The organism is Pedobacter quisquiliarum, from assembly GCF_014642175.1.
Taxonomy (GTDB): Bacteria; Bacteroidota; Bacteroidia; order Sphingobacteriales; family Sphingobacteriaceae; genus Pedobacter; species Pedobacter quisquiliarum.
Genome location: NZ_BMIL01000002.1, coordinates 248512 through 263953, shown reverse-complemented (window position 1 = coordinate 263953; position 15442 = coordinate 248512). Strand labels below are relative to the sequence as shown.

14 protein-coding genes are annotated in these 15442 nt (G+C 44.3%); 9 read left to right on the top strand and 5 right to left on the bottom strand.

The window, feature by feature from the left end; genetic code table 11:
* Positions 1 to 16 precede the first annotated feature (16 nt).
* Both IEW69_RS03575 and ybeY read left to right on the top strand, forming a co-directional pair.
* Complete coding sequence (locus IEW69_RS03575; RefSeq protein ID WP_188625455.1) at positions 17 to 208, top strand: cold-shock protein; 192 nt, start codon at positions 17 to 19, stop codon at positions 206 to 208.
* Between the two features lie 78 nt (positions 209 to 286).
* Positions 287 to 757, top strand: coding sequence for an rRNA maturation RNase YbeY (gene ybeY, locus IEW69_RS03570; protein WP_188625454.1), 471 nt, complete (start codon positions 287 to 289; stop codon positions 755 to 757).
* A gap of 1 nt (position 758) precedes the next feature.
* Here the strand turns inward: ybeY and IEW69_RS03565 are convergent, their stop codons facing one another.
* A complete protein-coding gene (locus IEW69_RS03565) occupies positions 759 to 1679 on the bottom strand; it encodes a hypothetical protein (RefSeq protein WP_188625453.1) in 921 nt (306 codons plus the stop codon).
* A gap of 531 nt (positions 1680 to 2210) precedes the next feature.
* Here IEW69_RS03565 and IEW69_RS03560 point away from each other — a divergent pair.
* The 4 genes from IEW69_RS03560 to IEW69_RS03545 all read left to right on the top strand — a co-directional run bounded on the left by IEW69_RS03560 (position 2211) and on the right by IEW69_RS03545 (position 8051).
* Complete coding sequence (locus IEW69_RS03560; protein WP_188625452.1) at positions 2211 to 4088, top strand: ABC-F family ATP-binding cassette domain-containing protein; 1878 nt, start codon at positions 2211 to 2213, stop codon at positions 4086 to 4088.
* 6 nt (positions 4089 to 4094) lie between these two features.
* The gene (locus IEW69_RS03555; protein WP_188625451.1) at positions 4095 to 4334 is read left to right on the top strand and encodes a CBU_0592 family membrane protein; all 240 of its coding nucleotides are present in this window, start codon (positions 4095 to 4097) and stop codon (positions 4332 to 4334) included.
* Positions 4335 to 4406: 72 nt separating this feature from the next.
* Positions 4407 to 6269, top strand: coding sequence for a tRNA uridine-5-carboxymethylaminomethyl(34) synthesis enzyme MnmG (mnmG, locus tag IEW69_RS03550; protein ID WP_188625450.1), 1863 nt, complete (start codon positions 4407 to 4409; stop codon positions 6267 to 6269).
* Positions 6270 to 6416: 147 nt separating this feature from the next.
* Positions 6417 to 8051, top strand: coding sequence for an Ig-like domain-containing domain (locus tag IEW69_RS03545; protein ID WP_188625449.1), 1635 nt, complete (start codon positions 6417 to 6419; stop codon positions 8049 to 8051).
* Here IEW69_RS03545 and IEW69_RS03540 read toward each other — a convergent pair.
* Together IEW69_RS03540 and nadB are read right to left on the bottom strand one after the other, a co-directional pair.
* The gene (locus IEW69_RS03540) at positions 8044 to 8553 is read right to left on the bottom strand and encodes a gamma carbonic anhydrase family protein (RefSeq protein ID WP_188625448.1); all 510 of its coding nucleotides are present in this window, start codon (positions 8551 to 8553) and stop codon (positions 8044 to 8046) included. The genes IEW69_RS03545 and IEW69_RS03540 overlap by 8 nt on opposite strands.
* Positions 8554 to 8562: 9 nt before the next feature.
* Positions 8563 to 10149 carry an L-aspartate oxidase gene (gene nadB, locus IEW69_RS03535; RefSeq protein WP_188625447.1) on the bottom strand — a complete coding sequence of 529 codons (1587 nt, stop codon included), beginning with the start codon at positions 10147 to 10149 and terminating at the stop codon, positions 8563 to 8565.
* A gap of 398 nt (positions 10150 to 10547) precedes the next feature.
* Between nadB and nadA the strand changes: the two genes are divergently transcribed.
* Positions 10548 to 11540 carry a quinolinate synthase NadA gene (gene nadA / locus IEW69_RS03530; RefSeq protein ID WP_188625446.1) on the top strand — a complete coding sequence of 331 codons (993 nt, stop codon included), beginning with the start codon at positions 10548 to 10550 and terminating at the stop codon, positions 11538 to 11540.
* A gap of 75 nt (positions 11541 to 11615) precedes the next feature.
* Positions 11616 to 12656, top strand: a complete 1041-nt coding sequence (gene thiL, locus IEW69_RS03525; protein WP_188625445.1) for a thiamine-phosphate kinase — start codon at positions 11616 to 11618, stop codon at positions 12654 to 12656.
* Positions 12657 to 12759: 103 nt separating this feature from the next.
* Here the strand turns inward: thiL and IEW69_RS03520 are convergent, their stop codons facing one another.
* Entirely contained in the window at positions 12760 to 14067 is a 1308-nt protein-coding gene (locus IEW69_RS03520; RefSeq protein ID WP_188625444.1) for a DNA recombination protein RmuC, read from the bottom strand.
* A gap of 266 nt (positions 14068 to 14333) precedes the next feature.
* Between IEW69_RS03520 and IEW69_RS03515 the strand changes: the two genes are divergently transcribed.
* Positions 14334 to 15029: a zinc metallopeptidase gene (locus tag IEW69_RS03515; protein ID WP_188625443.1), complete on the top strand. Its 696-nt coding sequence runs from the start codon at positions 14334 to 14336 to the stop codon at positions 15027 to 15029.
* A gap of 4 nt (positions 15030 to 15033) precedes the next feature.
* On the opposite strand, the gene apaG is transcribed toward IEW69_RS03515, so the two are convergent.
* Positions 15034 to 15420 (bottom strand): Co2+/Mg2+ efflux facilitator ApaG/CorD, encoded by a 387-nt coding sequence (apaG, locus tag IEW69_RS03510; protein WP_188625442.1) that lies wholly within the window; start codon positions 15418 to 15420, stop codon positions 15034 to 15036.
* Between the last annotated feature and the right edge of the window lie 22 nt (positions 15421 to 15442).

Here is a 15442-nt window from a genome sequence, read left to right as displayed (position 1 = left end):
TTTAATACATAATACAATGCAAGAAGGAACAGTAAAATTTTTTAATGTTACAAAAGGATTCGGATTTATCATTCCTACAAACGGCGATAGCGAAATCTTTGTACACTCAACAGGCCTTATCGATGAAATCCGTGAAAACGACAAAGTAGAATACGATGTAGAAAGCGGCAAAAAAGGTTTGAACGCGATCAATGTTAAAGTAATCTAGATTTCATTAACCATATTCGTACGAGCTTCCCGGAACTTCCGGGGAGCTTTTTTTTTACCTTTGCATTTTCAATACAACATGAGCAAAGCTGCAATACACTTCTTTACCGAGGAGATCTCCTTCACACTGAAACAGAAGACCATCATCCGTAACTGGTTGCGGGATACCATCGAGGCTGAAGGCTACAAGCTGGAAGAACTTAACTTCATCTTTTGTTCTGACGAATATTTACTCGGTATAAACCAACAGTACCTGAATCATGACACTTATACTGACGTGATCACTTTCGATAACGCAGAGGTGCCGAAAACGATTGTGAGCGATATTTTTATCAGCATAGACAGGATCCGGGAAAATGCGGCAGCATACAAGCATGATTTTATGGATGAACTGTGCAGGGTTATGGTGCACGGCACGCTGCATTTGCTGGGCTACCCGGATAAGGGTAAGGTTGCAAAAAAGATCATGACTGAAAAGGAAGATTTTTACCTGGCGAAAAGGGTGCTCAAACCCGCGACGTCCAGCACTGCGGCGACCGCAAAGCTTTAAACTAGCGGAAAGTGACCTTAATGGCCACGAACACATCAGAAGTCTTGTGCAGGGGTAATTGCAGGTCCGTCTGGTTGCTGAAACGCAGGCCGCTGATGGACTTATCCCAGTTATACCGGACATAACTCAGGTCCACCCCTAATCCCCAGCGTTCGCTTACCTTAAAATCAGCGCCTACAAATGGATTAACATTCAATAGAAACCTGGAGCGGTGTGTATTTTTAATAACGCTGGCCAGTACTTCTTCCCCATCCCGGTATGCGTAGCTGTAGTACTTGCCGGCACTACGCAAGAATTGATAATTCAGGGCTGCACCAATTCTTAAAGTAACTTCTTCATCTAATGGCACGGTAAAAATCGGCTTCAGCTGGAAGGCATATGCGCTGTTGGTGATGCGCAGTTCGTCCAGGCCTTCATCCTGCTCATGCTCGTACAGCAGGTTTAATGAATTGCCCAGGTAGGCCTCCAGTCCCCCTTCTACGGTAAAGTACTTATTGACCTGTTTGCCATAGCCGAAGTCGAGCATTAAACCATTCTGATTCTCATAATCCAGCAGCTCCGATTCTTCCGTAAGCAGGTAGGTTGCAAGTTCCTCAACGGGCAATTTCAAAGAGAAATAAAAGTAATTTCTAGGCACAAACAACTTGCTTTGTGCTTCCTTTCGGCCGGATTTTTTGCCTTTATTTTGCTTTTCCGTCTGCATTGGATTGCTAAGTCCTACCGCTTTTCCCCCGGTCTGCCGCGTTCTATCGGTTTGGGCAACGGACAACAGCGGTAAGAACAGGAAGAACAGCAGAACACTAAAAACCTGAGCAAAGCTTAATGATTTACACAACGGCAAGGCATCCGGTATTTCGCTTTTTACAGCTGCTGATTTTCTGTTTACAAGGATGTTTTCGGTGTGGAGGGCGTCAATTCTCAAGGTGATTTATTTAAACGTGTTAAAGGTAAATATAGGAATATTCTTCTATGCGCTTGTAAGCACCTGCAGGTCGCTATTCACCTTAAACTTAGGGGAAAGATTGGTGCTTATAACAGGGTATAAACAGGGTTGAACCGGGGTTGAAGCGGCCATATGCCGGGTGGACCCCGTATAGACACCGTATATAGGCCCTATAGACCCCGGGTTGATGGCGAAGCTGGTACCTAACTGCTGCGCCATTGTAAGGTTGTTTTTCTCTTTATCATCGGCCAATAACAACGGTTAATTTAAGCGGTTATAGGATCAAAAATCATCATTTATTATTTGTAATATATTGTATAACAACCTCTTACAATTAAATTTATGAGTTTTGACTTTCTCGAGAACTGATCACATCGGCAGCCTGGTAAGACATGCCGTCAAAGGGCCGCTCATAAAATTACAATAGGGTTAAATGCCTGAAACTGAATGCAAAAATTTATTGCGTACTTTTGTAGTAATTTCGCATATAAACTTCGTTAAGAACACACATTGAGTACATTAATTGCAGCTGAAGGCCTTGGTCATGCTTACCATGATGAATGGCTATTTAAAAAACTAACTTTAGGAATTCAAACCGGGCAACGTGTTGCGCTGGTTGGAATAAACGGCGCAGGCAAAAGCACTTTGCTTAAATTGCTTGCTGAACGCTTCCTTCCTCTGGAAGGCAAGATCGTCAAGAATAAATCTGTCCGGATCGGATTTCTGGATCAGGAACCTACTTTCCCGGACGGCTATTCGATCAGTGATTTTATCTTTTCACTGGAGAACAAACAGCAGCAGCTGATCAAAGAATACGAAGAACTCATCGAACAGGAAAATCCAGATGAAGATCACCTGAACCGTTTGTATGGTGAGCTGAGCGAACACAATGCCTGGGAATATGAGCACGAGATTAAAACGATTTTGAGCAGAATGGGCATCACCCATTTACAGCAACAGATCTCTACCCTATCTGGTGGTCAGAAAAAACGTTTGGCACTAGCCAAGCTGTTGATTGAAGATCCGGATTTCTATATCCTGGATGAGCCAACCAACCACCTGGATATTGATACCATTGAGTGGCTGGAGAAACTGCTGACATCAGGCAATAAGACTTTACTGCTGGTTACACATGACAGGTATTTCCTGGATAACGTTTGTAATACCATCGTAGAGCTGGATAAAGGAAAAACATTTACCTATAACGGGAACTATGCTTATTTCTTAGAGAAGAAATCTGAACGTGAAGCTTCTGATGAGGCGACCTTCCAAAAGAACAAAAATCTACTGAAAAAGGAGCTGGAATGGATGCGTAGAATGCCGCAGGCACGTGGTACCAAATCGCAGGCCCGTATTGATGCATTTTATGATTTAGATAGCAGAACCAAACAGAACGCTGAAAACGGCAGCATAACCTTAAATGTGAAAATGGCCCGTCAGGGTAATAAGATTCTGGAGCTGGACCATATCGGTCAGAGTTTCGATGAGAAGAAAATCATCAATGATTTCTCTTATACGTTTAAGCGTGCAGATCGTATCGGTCTGGCCGGTAAAAACGGAACTGGTAAATCCACTTTGCTAAACATCATCACCGGATATCTGCAACCAGAAAAAGGTAATGTGAGCGTTGGTGAAACGACGGTATATGGCTACTACAAACAAGGTGGTTTAGCTTTCAATGAAAAGGAACGCGTAATCGATATCGTAAAATCTGACGCAGAATACATCAAGATGGCCGACGGCCAGACGATCTCTGCTTCTGCCCTGCTTACCCTATTTTTATTCCCGCCTAAAAAGCAACACGGCATGGTGGAGAAGCTTAGCGGTGGTGAGAAGAAGCGTTTGCACCTGATGAAAGTATTGATGCAAAATCCGAACTTCTTAATCCTGGATGAGCCTACGAACGATCTTGATATTGGTACGCTGAACGTACTGGAGGAATTCCTGGAGAACTTCCCCGGCGTATTGATCCTGGTATCCCACGATAGGTATTTGCTTGATAAAATGAGTGAGCAATTGTTCATCATGGAAGGCAATGGCGAGGTGAATATTTACAATGGTAACTACTCAGAATATCGTTTAAGCCTGGAGCAGCTGAAAGAAAACGCACAGAAGAAAGCGGTAACGGCTGCTGCTGCTACGGAAACAACGACAGCGAAAGATTCAACGAAAAAGCTTAGCTATAAAGAGCAGAAAGAACTTGAAGAATCTGAAGCGAACATAGCAACGCTGGAAGATAAAATTGTAAGTCTGACAAGCTCCCTATCCAACATCTATAGTGGCGACTATAAAGAAATCGAGCGTGTCTCCGGCGAAATCCAGAAGCTGAATAGACAGCTGGATCAGGTGATGGAACGCTGGTTAGAACTATCAGAAAAAAACAACTAAGGAATCATGAGTACTTCAGACTTTTTAGCCACAGCAGGTGTATCAATCTTATTGATTGCCTTCCTGCTGCAGATCCTGAAAGTGATCCGCGTAGAGAGCAATAGCTATAGCTTGATGAATCTGGTGGGTGCCGCGTTAGCCGGCGTTTCTGCCTGGATGATCAACTTTATGCCATTCGTGGTGCTGGAAAGTGTGTGGGTACTGGTGTCCCTGTTTAACCTCTTAAAGAATATAAAATCAAAATAATCCACGTGGAACAAGGGTCGAAAAGGCATGTACTTTCACCTAAGTTCCACGTGAAACATAACCCAAAAAACCATGTTTAAAACGTATGATGTCATCGTTGTAGGCGCTGGACACGCGGGCTGTGAGGCCGCGGCCGCCGCAGCAAATTTAGGTTCTTCAGTGCTCTTAATAACGATGAATATGGAGACCATTGCCCAGATGAGTTGTAATCCGGCGATGGGTGGCGTAGCAAAAGGACAGATTGTGCGGGAGATTGATGCCATGGGTGGATACTCTGGAATCATTGCCGATAAAACAACTTTGCAATTCAGAATGCTGAACCTTTCTAAAGGTCCTGCCATGTGGAGCCCACGTGCGCAGAACGACAGGAAGCGTTTCGCAGAAGAATGGCGACTAGCACTGGAGCGTACCCCAAATGTAGATTTCTGGCAGGATATGGTGAGCAGTTTAATCATCAAAGACAATGTTGTTTGTGGTGTTAAAACTTCCATCGGTGTAGAGATACATGGCAAGTCTGTCGTACTTACAAATGGTACCTTCCTGAATGGATTGATCCACATTGGCGAGAAGAAATTTGGTGGTGGCCGTACCGGGGAAAAATCTGCTACAGGCTTAACCGAACAACTTACTTCAATCGGTTTCGAAGCAGGCCGTATGAAGACCGGTACCCCGCCACGTGTGGATGGTCGGTCATTGAATTATTCCTTAATGGAAGAGCAATGGGGTGATGAAAATCCAGGCCGTTTCTCTTACACAAAAGTGGAGCGTTCGAAAGAACAACGCTGCTGCTGGATCACCTACACCAATTCGAAAGTACACGAAACCCTGAAGGAAGGTTTTGAGAAATCGCCGATGTTTACCGGCCGTATTAAAGGACTTGGGCCACGCTACTGCCCTTCTATTGAAGATAAGATCAATCGCTTCGCAGAACGTGACCGTCACCAGATTTTCGTAGAACCGGAAGGCTGGAATACCGTAGAGATCTACGTAAATGGATTCTCTACTTCTTTACCGGAAGACGTACAATACCGAGCGCTTACGCAAATCCCAGGATTCGAGAATGCCAAAATGTTCCGTCCGGGTTACGCCATTGAGTACGATTATTTCCCACCTACCCAACTGGATTTAACCTTAGAGACCAAGAAAATCAAGAATTTGTTCTTTGCAGGACAGATTAATGGAACAACAGGCTATGAAGAGGCTGCAAGTCAAGGCTTTATCGCTGGAATCAACGCGCATCAGAAGGTAAATGATCAACATGAGTTGATTATGAAGCGATCTGAGTCTTATATTGGGGTATTGATCGACGATCTGGTAACAAAAGGTACCGAAGAACCGTATCGTATGTTTACCTCGAGAGCAGAACACCGATTGTTATTAAGACAAGATAATGCGGACATCCGTCTCTCCCCTATTGGTCATGAACTTGGATTGATCAGTGATGAGCGTCTGGAAATCGTGAAGCAGAAAGTTGCGAACTCGGATGAGATTGTGGCGTTCAGTCGCAAGCAAGGCATTGAGATGTCGCAAGCCAATGATATGTTGCAGGAATTAGGCACCAGCCCGATCAGTCAGAATGTGAAATTGTTCAGCTTGCTGAGCCGTCCTCAAGTATCGATTGAAGACGTACGTAAGGTGAGTCCGGCATTGAACGAGCTGTTGAGCAAGTTCGATCAGGAGACGGTTGAGCAAGCGGAGATCAAGATTAAATACGACAGCTACTTTGAAAAGGAACAGGAGATTGTAGCCAAAATGCAGAAGATGGAAGACAAGGACATCAATCCAGACTTTGATTATGCGCAGCTGAATTCCTTATCTAAAGAGGCCAGAGAGAAATTATTGAAGATTAAACCAAGAACATTGGGTCAGGCATCCAGAATTTCGGGCGTTTCGCCTTCAGATATCTCTGTTTTGATGGTTCATATCAGCAGATAAAATACAATAGGTTGATTTTCAGTGGCTTATATCTAAAAATATAGTGTTTAAAAATCAACCTATTTAGATGCGATCTAAAGCATTTTTATAAATTTTTAAACAGATTACATTCCAGCAAGTAATAACGTCTTAAAAACGCTAAAAACAATGAAATTTAAAACCTGGCAGTTCCTCTTGATTTTCACCTATGGTTTTTACCAAATTTTCCTGGTTGGCGGCTGTGCGAGCCAGAAAACCATACAAGGCGGACCTCGCGACAGCATAGCACCTAAGATTTTGAAAATGGTGCCGGAGAATCTGACGACAAACTTTAATGCGAAGACGATCGTGATTCAGTTTGACGAGTACTTCAAACTGAACGACCAGTTTCGGGAGTTTAGCGTCTCCCCCGATATGGAACGCTTGCCGCAATTGAAAATTAAAAAGCGTGCATTGGAGATCAGCTTCCAGGATACTCTGGAAAAAAATACCACCTATACGCTGAACTTCGGGAAGTCTATTGCAGACATCAACGAAAGCAACGTGCTGAAAAATTTCACTTACGTCTTTGCGACGGGTCCAAAACTGGATTCTTTAACGATGAGTGGTCAGGTGATCGACGCACTAACCGGCGAGCCCCTACTCGATGCTTTGGCTTTCATCGTACCGATAGATCGAGATACGATCATTGGAAAAACAAAGCCATCGATCTATACCACTACGGATAGTTCCGGCCGTTTTCAGTTGAACAATCTTCGGGAGAACACTTATAAAGTATATGCATTAAAGGAAAAAACCAGCGATAAAGTTTATCAGCAGGTTTCTGATGAGATTGGTTTCTTGCCAGATTCTGTGGTTTTAACCGAGAATGTATCGGACCTTAAGATCAAAGTTTTTAAGGAAGAGCCACAGGAATTCCGGATGAATGACCGGCGGATTGCGGCGGATGGAACGATCCTGCTAACCTGGAATCAGAAGTTGCGACAGCCAAGTGTGGTCGTTACGGAACCCTCCAATCTGGATGCTGCAAAGTTATTTCAGTTCAGTAAAACGAACGACAGTGTACGTGTCTGGTTAAATGATCTGAGCTTTGACTCGACCAAAGTATCCATTATGGAAGCGGGTAAATTACTGCAAACCGTAAAACTTACACGCGGTAAAAAGGATACCTACACCCGGAATCTGATGCCGGCGGACAACCTGGAAGGCGGTCAGTTGAATCCAAATAATCGTATGCGCCTCACCTTCCCCAGCCCGGTGACTGGTATCGATCCGAGCAAAATAGAGCTGCTGGAAGATTCCGTAGCAGTGCGCGGATTTCAGCTGCAGAAGGACTCGGCGGACTTTCTGAGTTACTTTGTGGACTTCGATTGGGACCGTGGAACAGACTATCAGATGAAGTTTAGTCCAGGTGCTGTAACGGGCATGTTCAACGCCAAAAACAAGGAATTCACGAAGGTATTTACATTGGCCAGTGCAGATGATTATGGTAGTTTAAGCGTTACCGTGAAGTTACCGGAACAGCAAAAAAGCTATATTCTGCAGGTGACGAACGAGCGGAAGGAGACCATTTCAGAACACGTTATAAAAAGGGACACCACGCTAAACTTCAATAATTACCGTGCGGGTAAGTACTTTGTTCGCGTGGTGTACGATACGAATAACAATGGCCTCTGGGATACCGGAAGGGTAAGTCTGCAGCTGCTGCCAGAGCAGATTTACAATGAGCCGCAGGAGCTTTCTATACGCGCGGGATGGGACAGAAAGGCAACCATTCAGATCCCTAAACCCCCTTCTATTTAAACCAGTCTGCGTACATAATATAGTTATCAGGTAACTTATCCAATAAAGCCCGTTGCATTTCTGTAATGGGCTTTATCTTTTTAGCGGGCATTCCGGCATACAGGAAGCCACTTTCGCATACGGTATTCTCCAATACAACAGCACCCGCAGCAATGATGCAATAAGGCTCTACAACGGCATTATCCATCACAATTGCGCCCATACCCACCAGAATGTGATCCTGGAGCATACAGCCGTGTACAATGGCATTGTGCCCAATGGATACGCGATTGCCGATGGTGGTTGCCGCCTTTTGATAGGTGGCATGGATCACGGCGCCATCCTGAATGTTCGTATCGCTGCCGATGGTAATGGTATTTACATCTCCACGGATCACCGCGTTGAACCATACGGAACAGTTATCACCCATGGTTACATCACCGACAATGGTGGCATTCTGGGCGATGAAACAGTTGCTTCCCCACAGGGGATTTTTATCTTCTACACTTAATATTACTGGCATAAATCTCTTCTAAAATATGGTATCCTGAATGGTATCTGCATGCTCGGGATAGTCGGTCGTATAATGTAAACCGCGACTTTCTTTTCTCGCTTTTGCGGATTTTATAACCATGAATGCAACCTGAATAACGTTGCGTAATTCGCAAAGTTTAACGGAAACTTTGTTCGCTTTATAAAATTCTTCGGTCTCTTCATACAGCAAAAACAGCCGTCGCATGGCGCGGTCTAAACGGAAATCTGAACGTACAATTCCGACATAATCACTCATCAGTTTTTGCGTTTCGCGGAGGTTGTGGGTAACCAGAATATCTTCGTTTGACTGCGTAACACCTTCATCATTCCACTCCGGAATATTGTCCGGAATGACGATATTCTGGAACTTCTGAATGGCGTCGAGATAGATGCGATGGGCAAAAACCGGCGCCTCCAAAAGGCTGTTTGAAGCAAGGCGATTTGCGCCGTGCAGACCCGTTGAAGAGGTCTCTCCGCAGGCGTATAAATTATTGATCGACGAGCGTCCGTAAGCATCAACCTGGATGCCCCCACACATATAATGTGCAGCCGGTGTAACCGGGATATAGTCGCGCGTCATGTCAATTCCGATCGACAAACACTTCGCGTAGATGTTTGGGAAGTGTGCCAAAATGTCTTCTTTGCTCCGGTGTGTAATGTCCAGGTAGACGAACTCCTCACCTGATTTTTTCATCTCTGCGTCGATTGCACGAGCCACAATATCGCGGGAAGCGAGGGATCCACGGGGGTCATATTCGTGCATAAAGGCGACGCCATTCTTCCTGCGGAGCACGCCACCGAAGCCTCGAACGGCTTCCGAAATCAAAAAAGAAGGGTACTCTCCGGGATGGTAAAGGGCGGTTGGATGGAACTGGATGAACTCCATATTGCGCATTTTCCCTTTTGCGCGGTACACCATGGCCATGCCATCGCCTGTGGCAATGACCGGATTTGTTGTACTTGAATAAATATGGCCGGCACCACCGGACGCCATGACCGTAACACTTGCCAAGATCTTTTCCACATCGTTACGCTCTGTGTTAAAGGCATATACACCAAAACAGTTAATAACTTTTGTGCTCTTGTCCACAAATTCACCGAGGTGATGTTGGGTTATTAACTCTAAACAGAAGTAATGTGTTAATATTTCGATGTTGTTATTCTCATGAATTTGTTTTAAGAGGACACGTTCAATTTCGTAGCCGGTTACATCCTTATAATGTAGTACACGGTGTTCGGAATGGCCGCCCTCCTTCGCTAAATCATATAAACCATCATGATCACGGTCGAATTCGGTGCCATAGTCTATAATCTCCTGAATGCGCTGAGGGCCTTCAGACACAACGATTTCCACTATTTCCCGATCACACAGGCCATCGCCCGCTAAAAGTGTATCTGTAATGTGTTTTTCAAACGAATCGTCCTCATTTACAACCACTGCCACGCCTCCCTGGGCGTATTTGGTGTTGGATTCATCTTCATTTGATTTGGTAATGATCAGCACTTTTCCATGTTGGGCAGCTTTCAAAGCGAAGCTTAAACCCGCGATACCTGATCCGATGACTAAAAAATCTACTTTTCTCATTCTTTATGGCAATTCGGGCATATGTTAACAACGTTGATAACATTGTTAGTTATTTGTATATATAAAAAGAACAACTATTCTTGATTGTTTAAAGCTAAGGTAAAATGGCAATTTGACACAATTTTATAAAGTATTTATGCGCAACTTTGCCAAGGTTATTAACGTTTTTTTAACGTAGAAATAATACACATTCGAGTATTGATAAGTTTAGCAGGTGTTTTGTATAACACTATGAATCAGCCGGAAGATTTAGTAAAAACACGTTTAAATTGTTAATAACTTTGTAATAACTCAAATAATCGAAAGAATTTTACCAAGCTTATAAACATTACTAACACACTAATAAACAATAGAAACCTATTTATATTAAATAATTATAATTTATTGAACTGTTGAAAATGGATACCTTAGAGGAAATAAATATTAAAGGTTTTGCCGACGAAAAAATTGATCCGACGCTTGACTTGTTTGATGAAATAGAAAAACTGAAGAAGGCGAAGAATGCAATTATTCTGGCGCACTACTATCAGGAGCCGGATATCCAGGACATCGCGGATTACATTGGAGACAGTTTAGGTTTGTCTCAGGAGGCTGCCAAAACAGAAGCTGACATCATCGTTTTTGCAGGGGTACATTTCATGGCAGAGACTGCCAAAATCCTGTCACCAGGAAAGAAGGTTTTGTTGCCGGATGTGAAAGCAGGCTGTTCACTGGCCGACAGCTGTCCCCCGCATTTGTTTAAAAAGTTCAAGGAAAAGTATCCGGATCATGTGGTGATTACCTACGTGAATTGTACGGCTGAATTGAAGGCTTTGAGCGACATTGTTTGCACCTCTACCAACGCGGTTCAGATTGTAGAAAGTTTACCGAAAGATACGAAGATTATCTTCGGTCCGGATAAGAATCTTGGTGCCTGGGTGGCGAAGAAAACCGGACGTGATCTGGTGCTTTGGAATGGTGCCTGTATGGTGCATGAAATTTTTTCGAGAGAGAAAATTACCAAGCTTAAAGAACGTCATCCTGAAGCGAAATTTATTGCGCATCCGGAGTGCGAAGAAGCGGTGCTGCAGATGGCAGATTATATCGGATCGACCACCGGTTTATTGAAGTACGCAATCAACAGTGATGCGAAAGAATTTATCGTTGCAACGGAAAGCGGAATCATCCACCAGATGGAAAAAGCTTGTCCGGATAAGACGTTTATTCCCGCGCCGCCGAATAACAATTGTGCGTGCAATGATTGCCCGTATATGAAGCGCAATACCCTGGAGAAATTGTACCTGTGTTTGAAGAATGAAACACCGGAAGTAACCGTACCAATGGAAATAATTGTGGAGGCCCGCAAACCGATAGAAAGAATGCTGGAGATTTCTGCAAGCCTGGGTTTGTAGGCAGAAGAAATTGATTTAAGCGGTGTACCCGCATTTGTGGCCAGCAATAGGCTGGCCTGATAAAAGAAGAAAATTATGTTTGAAAATAAGGAACGTACAGATATTGCGCTTTTAGGAGAGTTTGGCTTGATCAAACACCTGACTGATAATTTTAAAATCCGTCATGAAAGCAGTACGAAAGGGATTGGTGACGATGCAGCGGTGCTGAATTTTGATGGTAAAGAGGTTTTAATTTCGACAGATCTGTTGCTGGAAGGCATACACTTTGATCTGGCTTATGTACCCCTGATGCATTTAGGCTATAAAGCTGTTCAGGTGAATCTGAGCGACATTTACGCCATGAATGGTATTGCGACGCAGATTACGGTTTCCATTGGCTTGTCGAGCAAGTTTCCGCTGGAAGCTGTGGAAGAAATTTACAAGGGTATTGAACTTGCCTGCAATAAATTCAATATTGACCTGGTTGGTGGGGATACATCGACGAGTAAACAGGGGCTGGTGATCAGTGTAACGAGCATCGGCTATGCCGATAAAAAGGACATTTGCTACCGTAATGGTGCTGGTGAAGGCGATTTAGTTTGTGTTTCCGGTGATTTAGGCGGTGCTTATGTGGGCCTGCAGATCCTGGAAAGAGAAAAACTGATTTTCCTGGAGAACCCGAACATTCAGCCGGATCTGGAAGGTAAAGATTACATCATTGAGCGTCAGCTTAAACCGGAAGGCAGAAGAGATATCGTCGATTTATTAGCGCAAATGGAGATTGTTCCGACGGCGATGATTGATGTTTCTGATGGTCTGGCTTCAGAGATCCTGCACATCTGTCAGCAATCGGAAAAAGGTGTGACGCTTTACGAAGAGAAGTTCCCGATTGACCCATTGACCTACGAAACGGCGCGTGAACTTGGACTCGATCCAACGGTGTGTGCGCTGAACGGCGGGGAAGATTATGAACTGCTTTTCACGATTAAGCAGTCGGATTACGCAAAGCTAAAACATGATGTAGACATCAGCGTGATTGGTCACATTACCGACAAAAACTCGGGTTGTAAGATGATTTCAAAATCTGATAATGTACATGAGCTGAAGGCCCAGGGCTGGAACGCTTTCAAGCTGTAATTTACAGGTATTTGCATAAAAAAAGCGCCTTGTTTGCTGCCGTTATGGGCTTTAAACAAGGCGCTTTTTCGTGTATTATAGTTTGCTTTATTGGAGCACGGCTTTATTCGTTGATCAGGCTCTGATCGAGGAACTTAACGTCAATCTGTTTATTGGTTTTAGCACCAAGACGCTTGATCTTTTCTGCGGTGGTGGTGAGGTTTCCGGCGCCATGGCTGAGTTTGTTTAATGCTTTATCGTAGCAGTCCTGGCTGTTCTTCAGATTTTTACCTAAACCTTCCATATCGTTTAAAAATCCAATGTACTTCTCGTACATACTGCCGCTGAGTCTGGCAATCTCTAGTACGTTGCGATTCTGCCGTTCCTGTTTCCAGATGCTGGCGATGGTGCGCAGCGTGGCCAGCAGCGTAGATGGGCTTACGATGACCACTTTCCGGTCCCAGGCAAAGTTGAATAATTCCGCGTCTTCCTGCACGGCAATGCCGAAAGAGGATTCTATGGGGATAAACAGCAGTACGAAGTCTGGCGAGTTGATCTGGTACAAGTTCTGGTAGTTCTTGCCGGAGAGATTCTGTATATGCCCTTTGATGGAAGCGACGTGCTGTTTGACAAACATTGCTCTTTCCTCTTCCGTCTCGGCAGAGAGCAAGCGCTCATAAGCGATAAGAGACACTTTAGAGTCGATTACAACGTGTTTTTCATCCGGGAGGTCGATAAGGACATCTGGTTGCAGTCTATTGCCTTCAGCGTGGTTTAATGAAGCCTGTACCCTGTACTCCCGGTCTTTTACCAATCCCGAGCGTTCCAGTACTTTCTCCAGGATGATCTCTCCCCAGTTGCCCTGCTTTTTGTTATCACCTTTCAGCGCTTTGGTCAGGTTGTTTGCGTCTTCCTGGATTTGCTTGCTTTGCAGCATCAGCTGGGAAATGACCCCTTTGAGCATGTTGCGCTCATCAGATTCGTCTTTATAGACCTTTTCCACCTGCTGTTCAAAGGCTTTGATGTTCTCCTTTAACGGGTTCAGGATCAGATCCAGGTTGATCCGGTTGCTTTCCGTGAATTTGGTGGTTTTCTCTTCGAGGATCTTGTTTGCCAGGTTTTCAAACTCAAGTTTAAACTTCTGCTGGAGGTTCTGGATGTATTGCTCCTGTTCCAGTTGGCGGCTGAGCTGTGATTTGAGCGCTTCTTCCGCCTTTATGGCTCGGGAACGCTCCATCATGAAACTTTCACGTAAATCGCGCAGTTCATCTTCGATCCGCAGCTTATCGGCATTATGCCGTTCCAGCGCTTTCTGATGTTCAAGTTCTTTAATTTCCAGGAGTGCGTTGTGTTGGTCGGTTGCCGGTCTTTTGAAGAAGATGAACATCAACACGCAGAGGAGGAGGAGCAGTGCTACAATCAGGTATTCCATTGCTAATATTTTTATGATTTGTTACTATATTTCATTTTAAATAACAAAGATATTAGTAAAATTAAGTATTCCTATAGGCAGGTTGCGGGTATGATCTTCTGCAGCTTATTTAAGATAATGTTGTTACAAGGTGCTTATAGCTGGGTTAAAGGATGGGCGCTTTGTCGCAAAAACTTATAGCTTCAATTCATAAAGTGCTTATTTTTTGATAATTATAAATTGAGGAACGCTTTTTGAGTTACGGGCCATGACTGATTACAATAGGCATGATTACCTACATCATATTCATAATACCTGTACTTATTACAAGCATGATTGTGCAATGGAGATTTAGAACTAAATTCTCCAGGTATTCGGAAATGCAGCTGAGTTCCGGTTTATCGGGGAAGGAAGTTGCGCAGAAAATGCTTTTAGATAATGGGATCTTCGATGTACAGGTGATGAGTACTGACGGACAGTTATCAGACTATTACAATCCCCAGAACCGCACGGTAAACCTGAGCACAGACGTGTATCACGGCCGTAGTGTTGCAGCCGCAGCGGTTGCCGCCCATGAGTGCGGGCACGCCATACAGGACAGTAAACGCTATAAATGGCTGTATTTACGGTCTGAAATGGTACCTGTGGTATCTTTAACCAGCAATCTTCTACAATGGATACTTATCCTCGGCATCATGCTGATTGGCTTTACGGGCAACCCGGTTGTTTTAAGCCTGGGTGTGTTTGGATTGGCAGTGGTCACGTTGTTCAGCTTAATTACCTTACCGGTAGAGTTTGACGCGAGCAGAAGGGCCCTGTTATGGATTAACAACAATCATTCGGTGAAATTCTCTGCATCAGAGAGTCAACAGGCCAAGGATGCGCTATGGTGGGCAGCAATGACCTATATCATAGCCGCGATTGGTGCATTGGGCAGCTTGTTCTATTACCTGGGCATGCTCTTCGGGAGAGGTGGCAGGTAATCGCTTAGTTTAAACGGAAAGGTGCAATAAGCGCAAATTCTGGGATATCTACAGTGAAGGGGCTACCTGTAGCCACTCGGATCATGGCGTAATTACCTTTCATGCTGCCTACATCTGTGGTGATCTGGCATCCGGATACGTAAGCATGTACCTGGCCGGGTTCCAGAACTGGCTGCACACCCACTACGCCGTCGCCTTCAACTTCCTTGATGGTACCGCAAGAGTCAAAGATGAACCATTGTCTGCGCAGCAGCTGGATGGTAAAATCAGAAAGATTTTCGATCTCAATACGGTAAGCAAACATGAATTGTTCATTTGCAGGATTGGAGTATTCGTCCTGATACATGGTTTCAACTGAAATTTTGATCCCCTGAGTTATTGCTGTTACCATATTGTGTGTGTGAACCGTGTTA

Bases quoted from the DNA above. Each gene is read 5' to 3' on its own strand.
- mnmG (WP_188625450.1), top strand. From the start codon at position 4,407: ATGTTTAAAACGTATGATGTCATCGTTGTAGGCGCTGGACACGCGGGC.
- nadA (WP_188625446.1), top strand. From the start codon at position 10,548: ATGGATACCTTAGAGGAAATAAATATTAAAGGTTTTGCCGACGAAAAA.
- nadB (WP_188625447.1), bottom strand. From the start codon at position 10,149: ATGAGAAAAGTAGATTTTTTAGTCATCGGATCAGGTATCGCGGGTTTA.
- IEW69_RS03520 (WP_188625444.1), bottom strand. From the start codon at position 14,067: ATGGAATACCTGATTGTAGCACTGCTCCTCCTCCTCTGCGTGTTGATG.
- ybeY (WP_188625454.1), top strand. From the start codon at position 287: ATGAGCAAAGCTGCAATACACTTCTTTACCGAGGAGATCTCCTTCACA.
- IEW69_RS03575 (WP_188625455.1), top strand. From the start codon at position 17: ATGCAAGAAGGAACAGTAAAATTTTTTAATGTTACAAAAGGATTCGGA.
- IEW69_RS03540 (WP_188625448.1), bottom strand. From the start codon at position 8,553: ATGCCAGTAATATTAAGTGTAGAAGATAAAAATCCCCTGTGGGGAAGC.
- apaG (WP_188625442.1), bottom strand. From the start codon at position 15,420: ATGGTAACAGCAATAACTCAGGGGATCAAAATTTCAGTTGAAACCATG.
- IEW69_RS03515 (WP_188625443.1), top strand. From the start codon at position 14,334: ATGATTACCTACATCATATTCATAATACCTGTACTTATTACAAGCATG.
- thiL (WP_188625445.1), top strand. From the start codon at position 11,616: ATGTTTGAAAATAAGGAACGTACAGATATTGCGCTTTTAGGAGAGTTT.
- IEW69_RS03545 (WP_188625449.1), top strand. From the start codon at position 6,417: ATGAAATTTAAAACCTGGCAGTTCCTCTTGATTTTCACCTATGGTTTT.
- IEW69_RS03555 (WP_188625451.1), top strand. From the start codon at position 4,095: ATGAGTACTTCAGACTTTTTAGCCACAGCAGGTGTATCAATCTTATTG.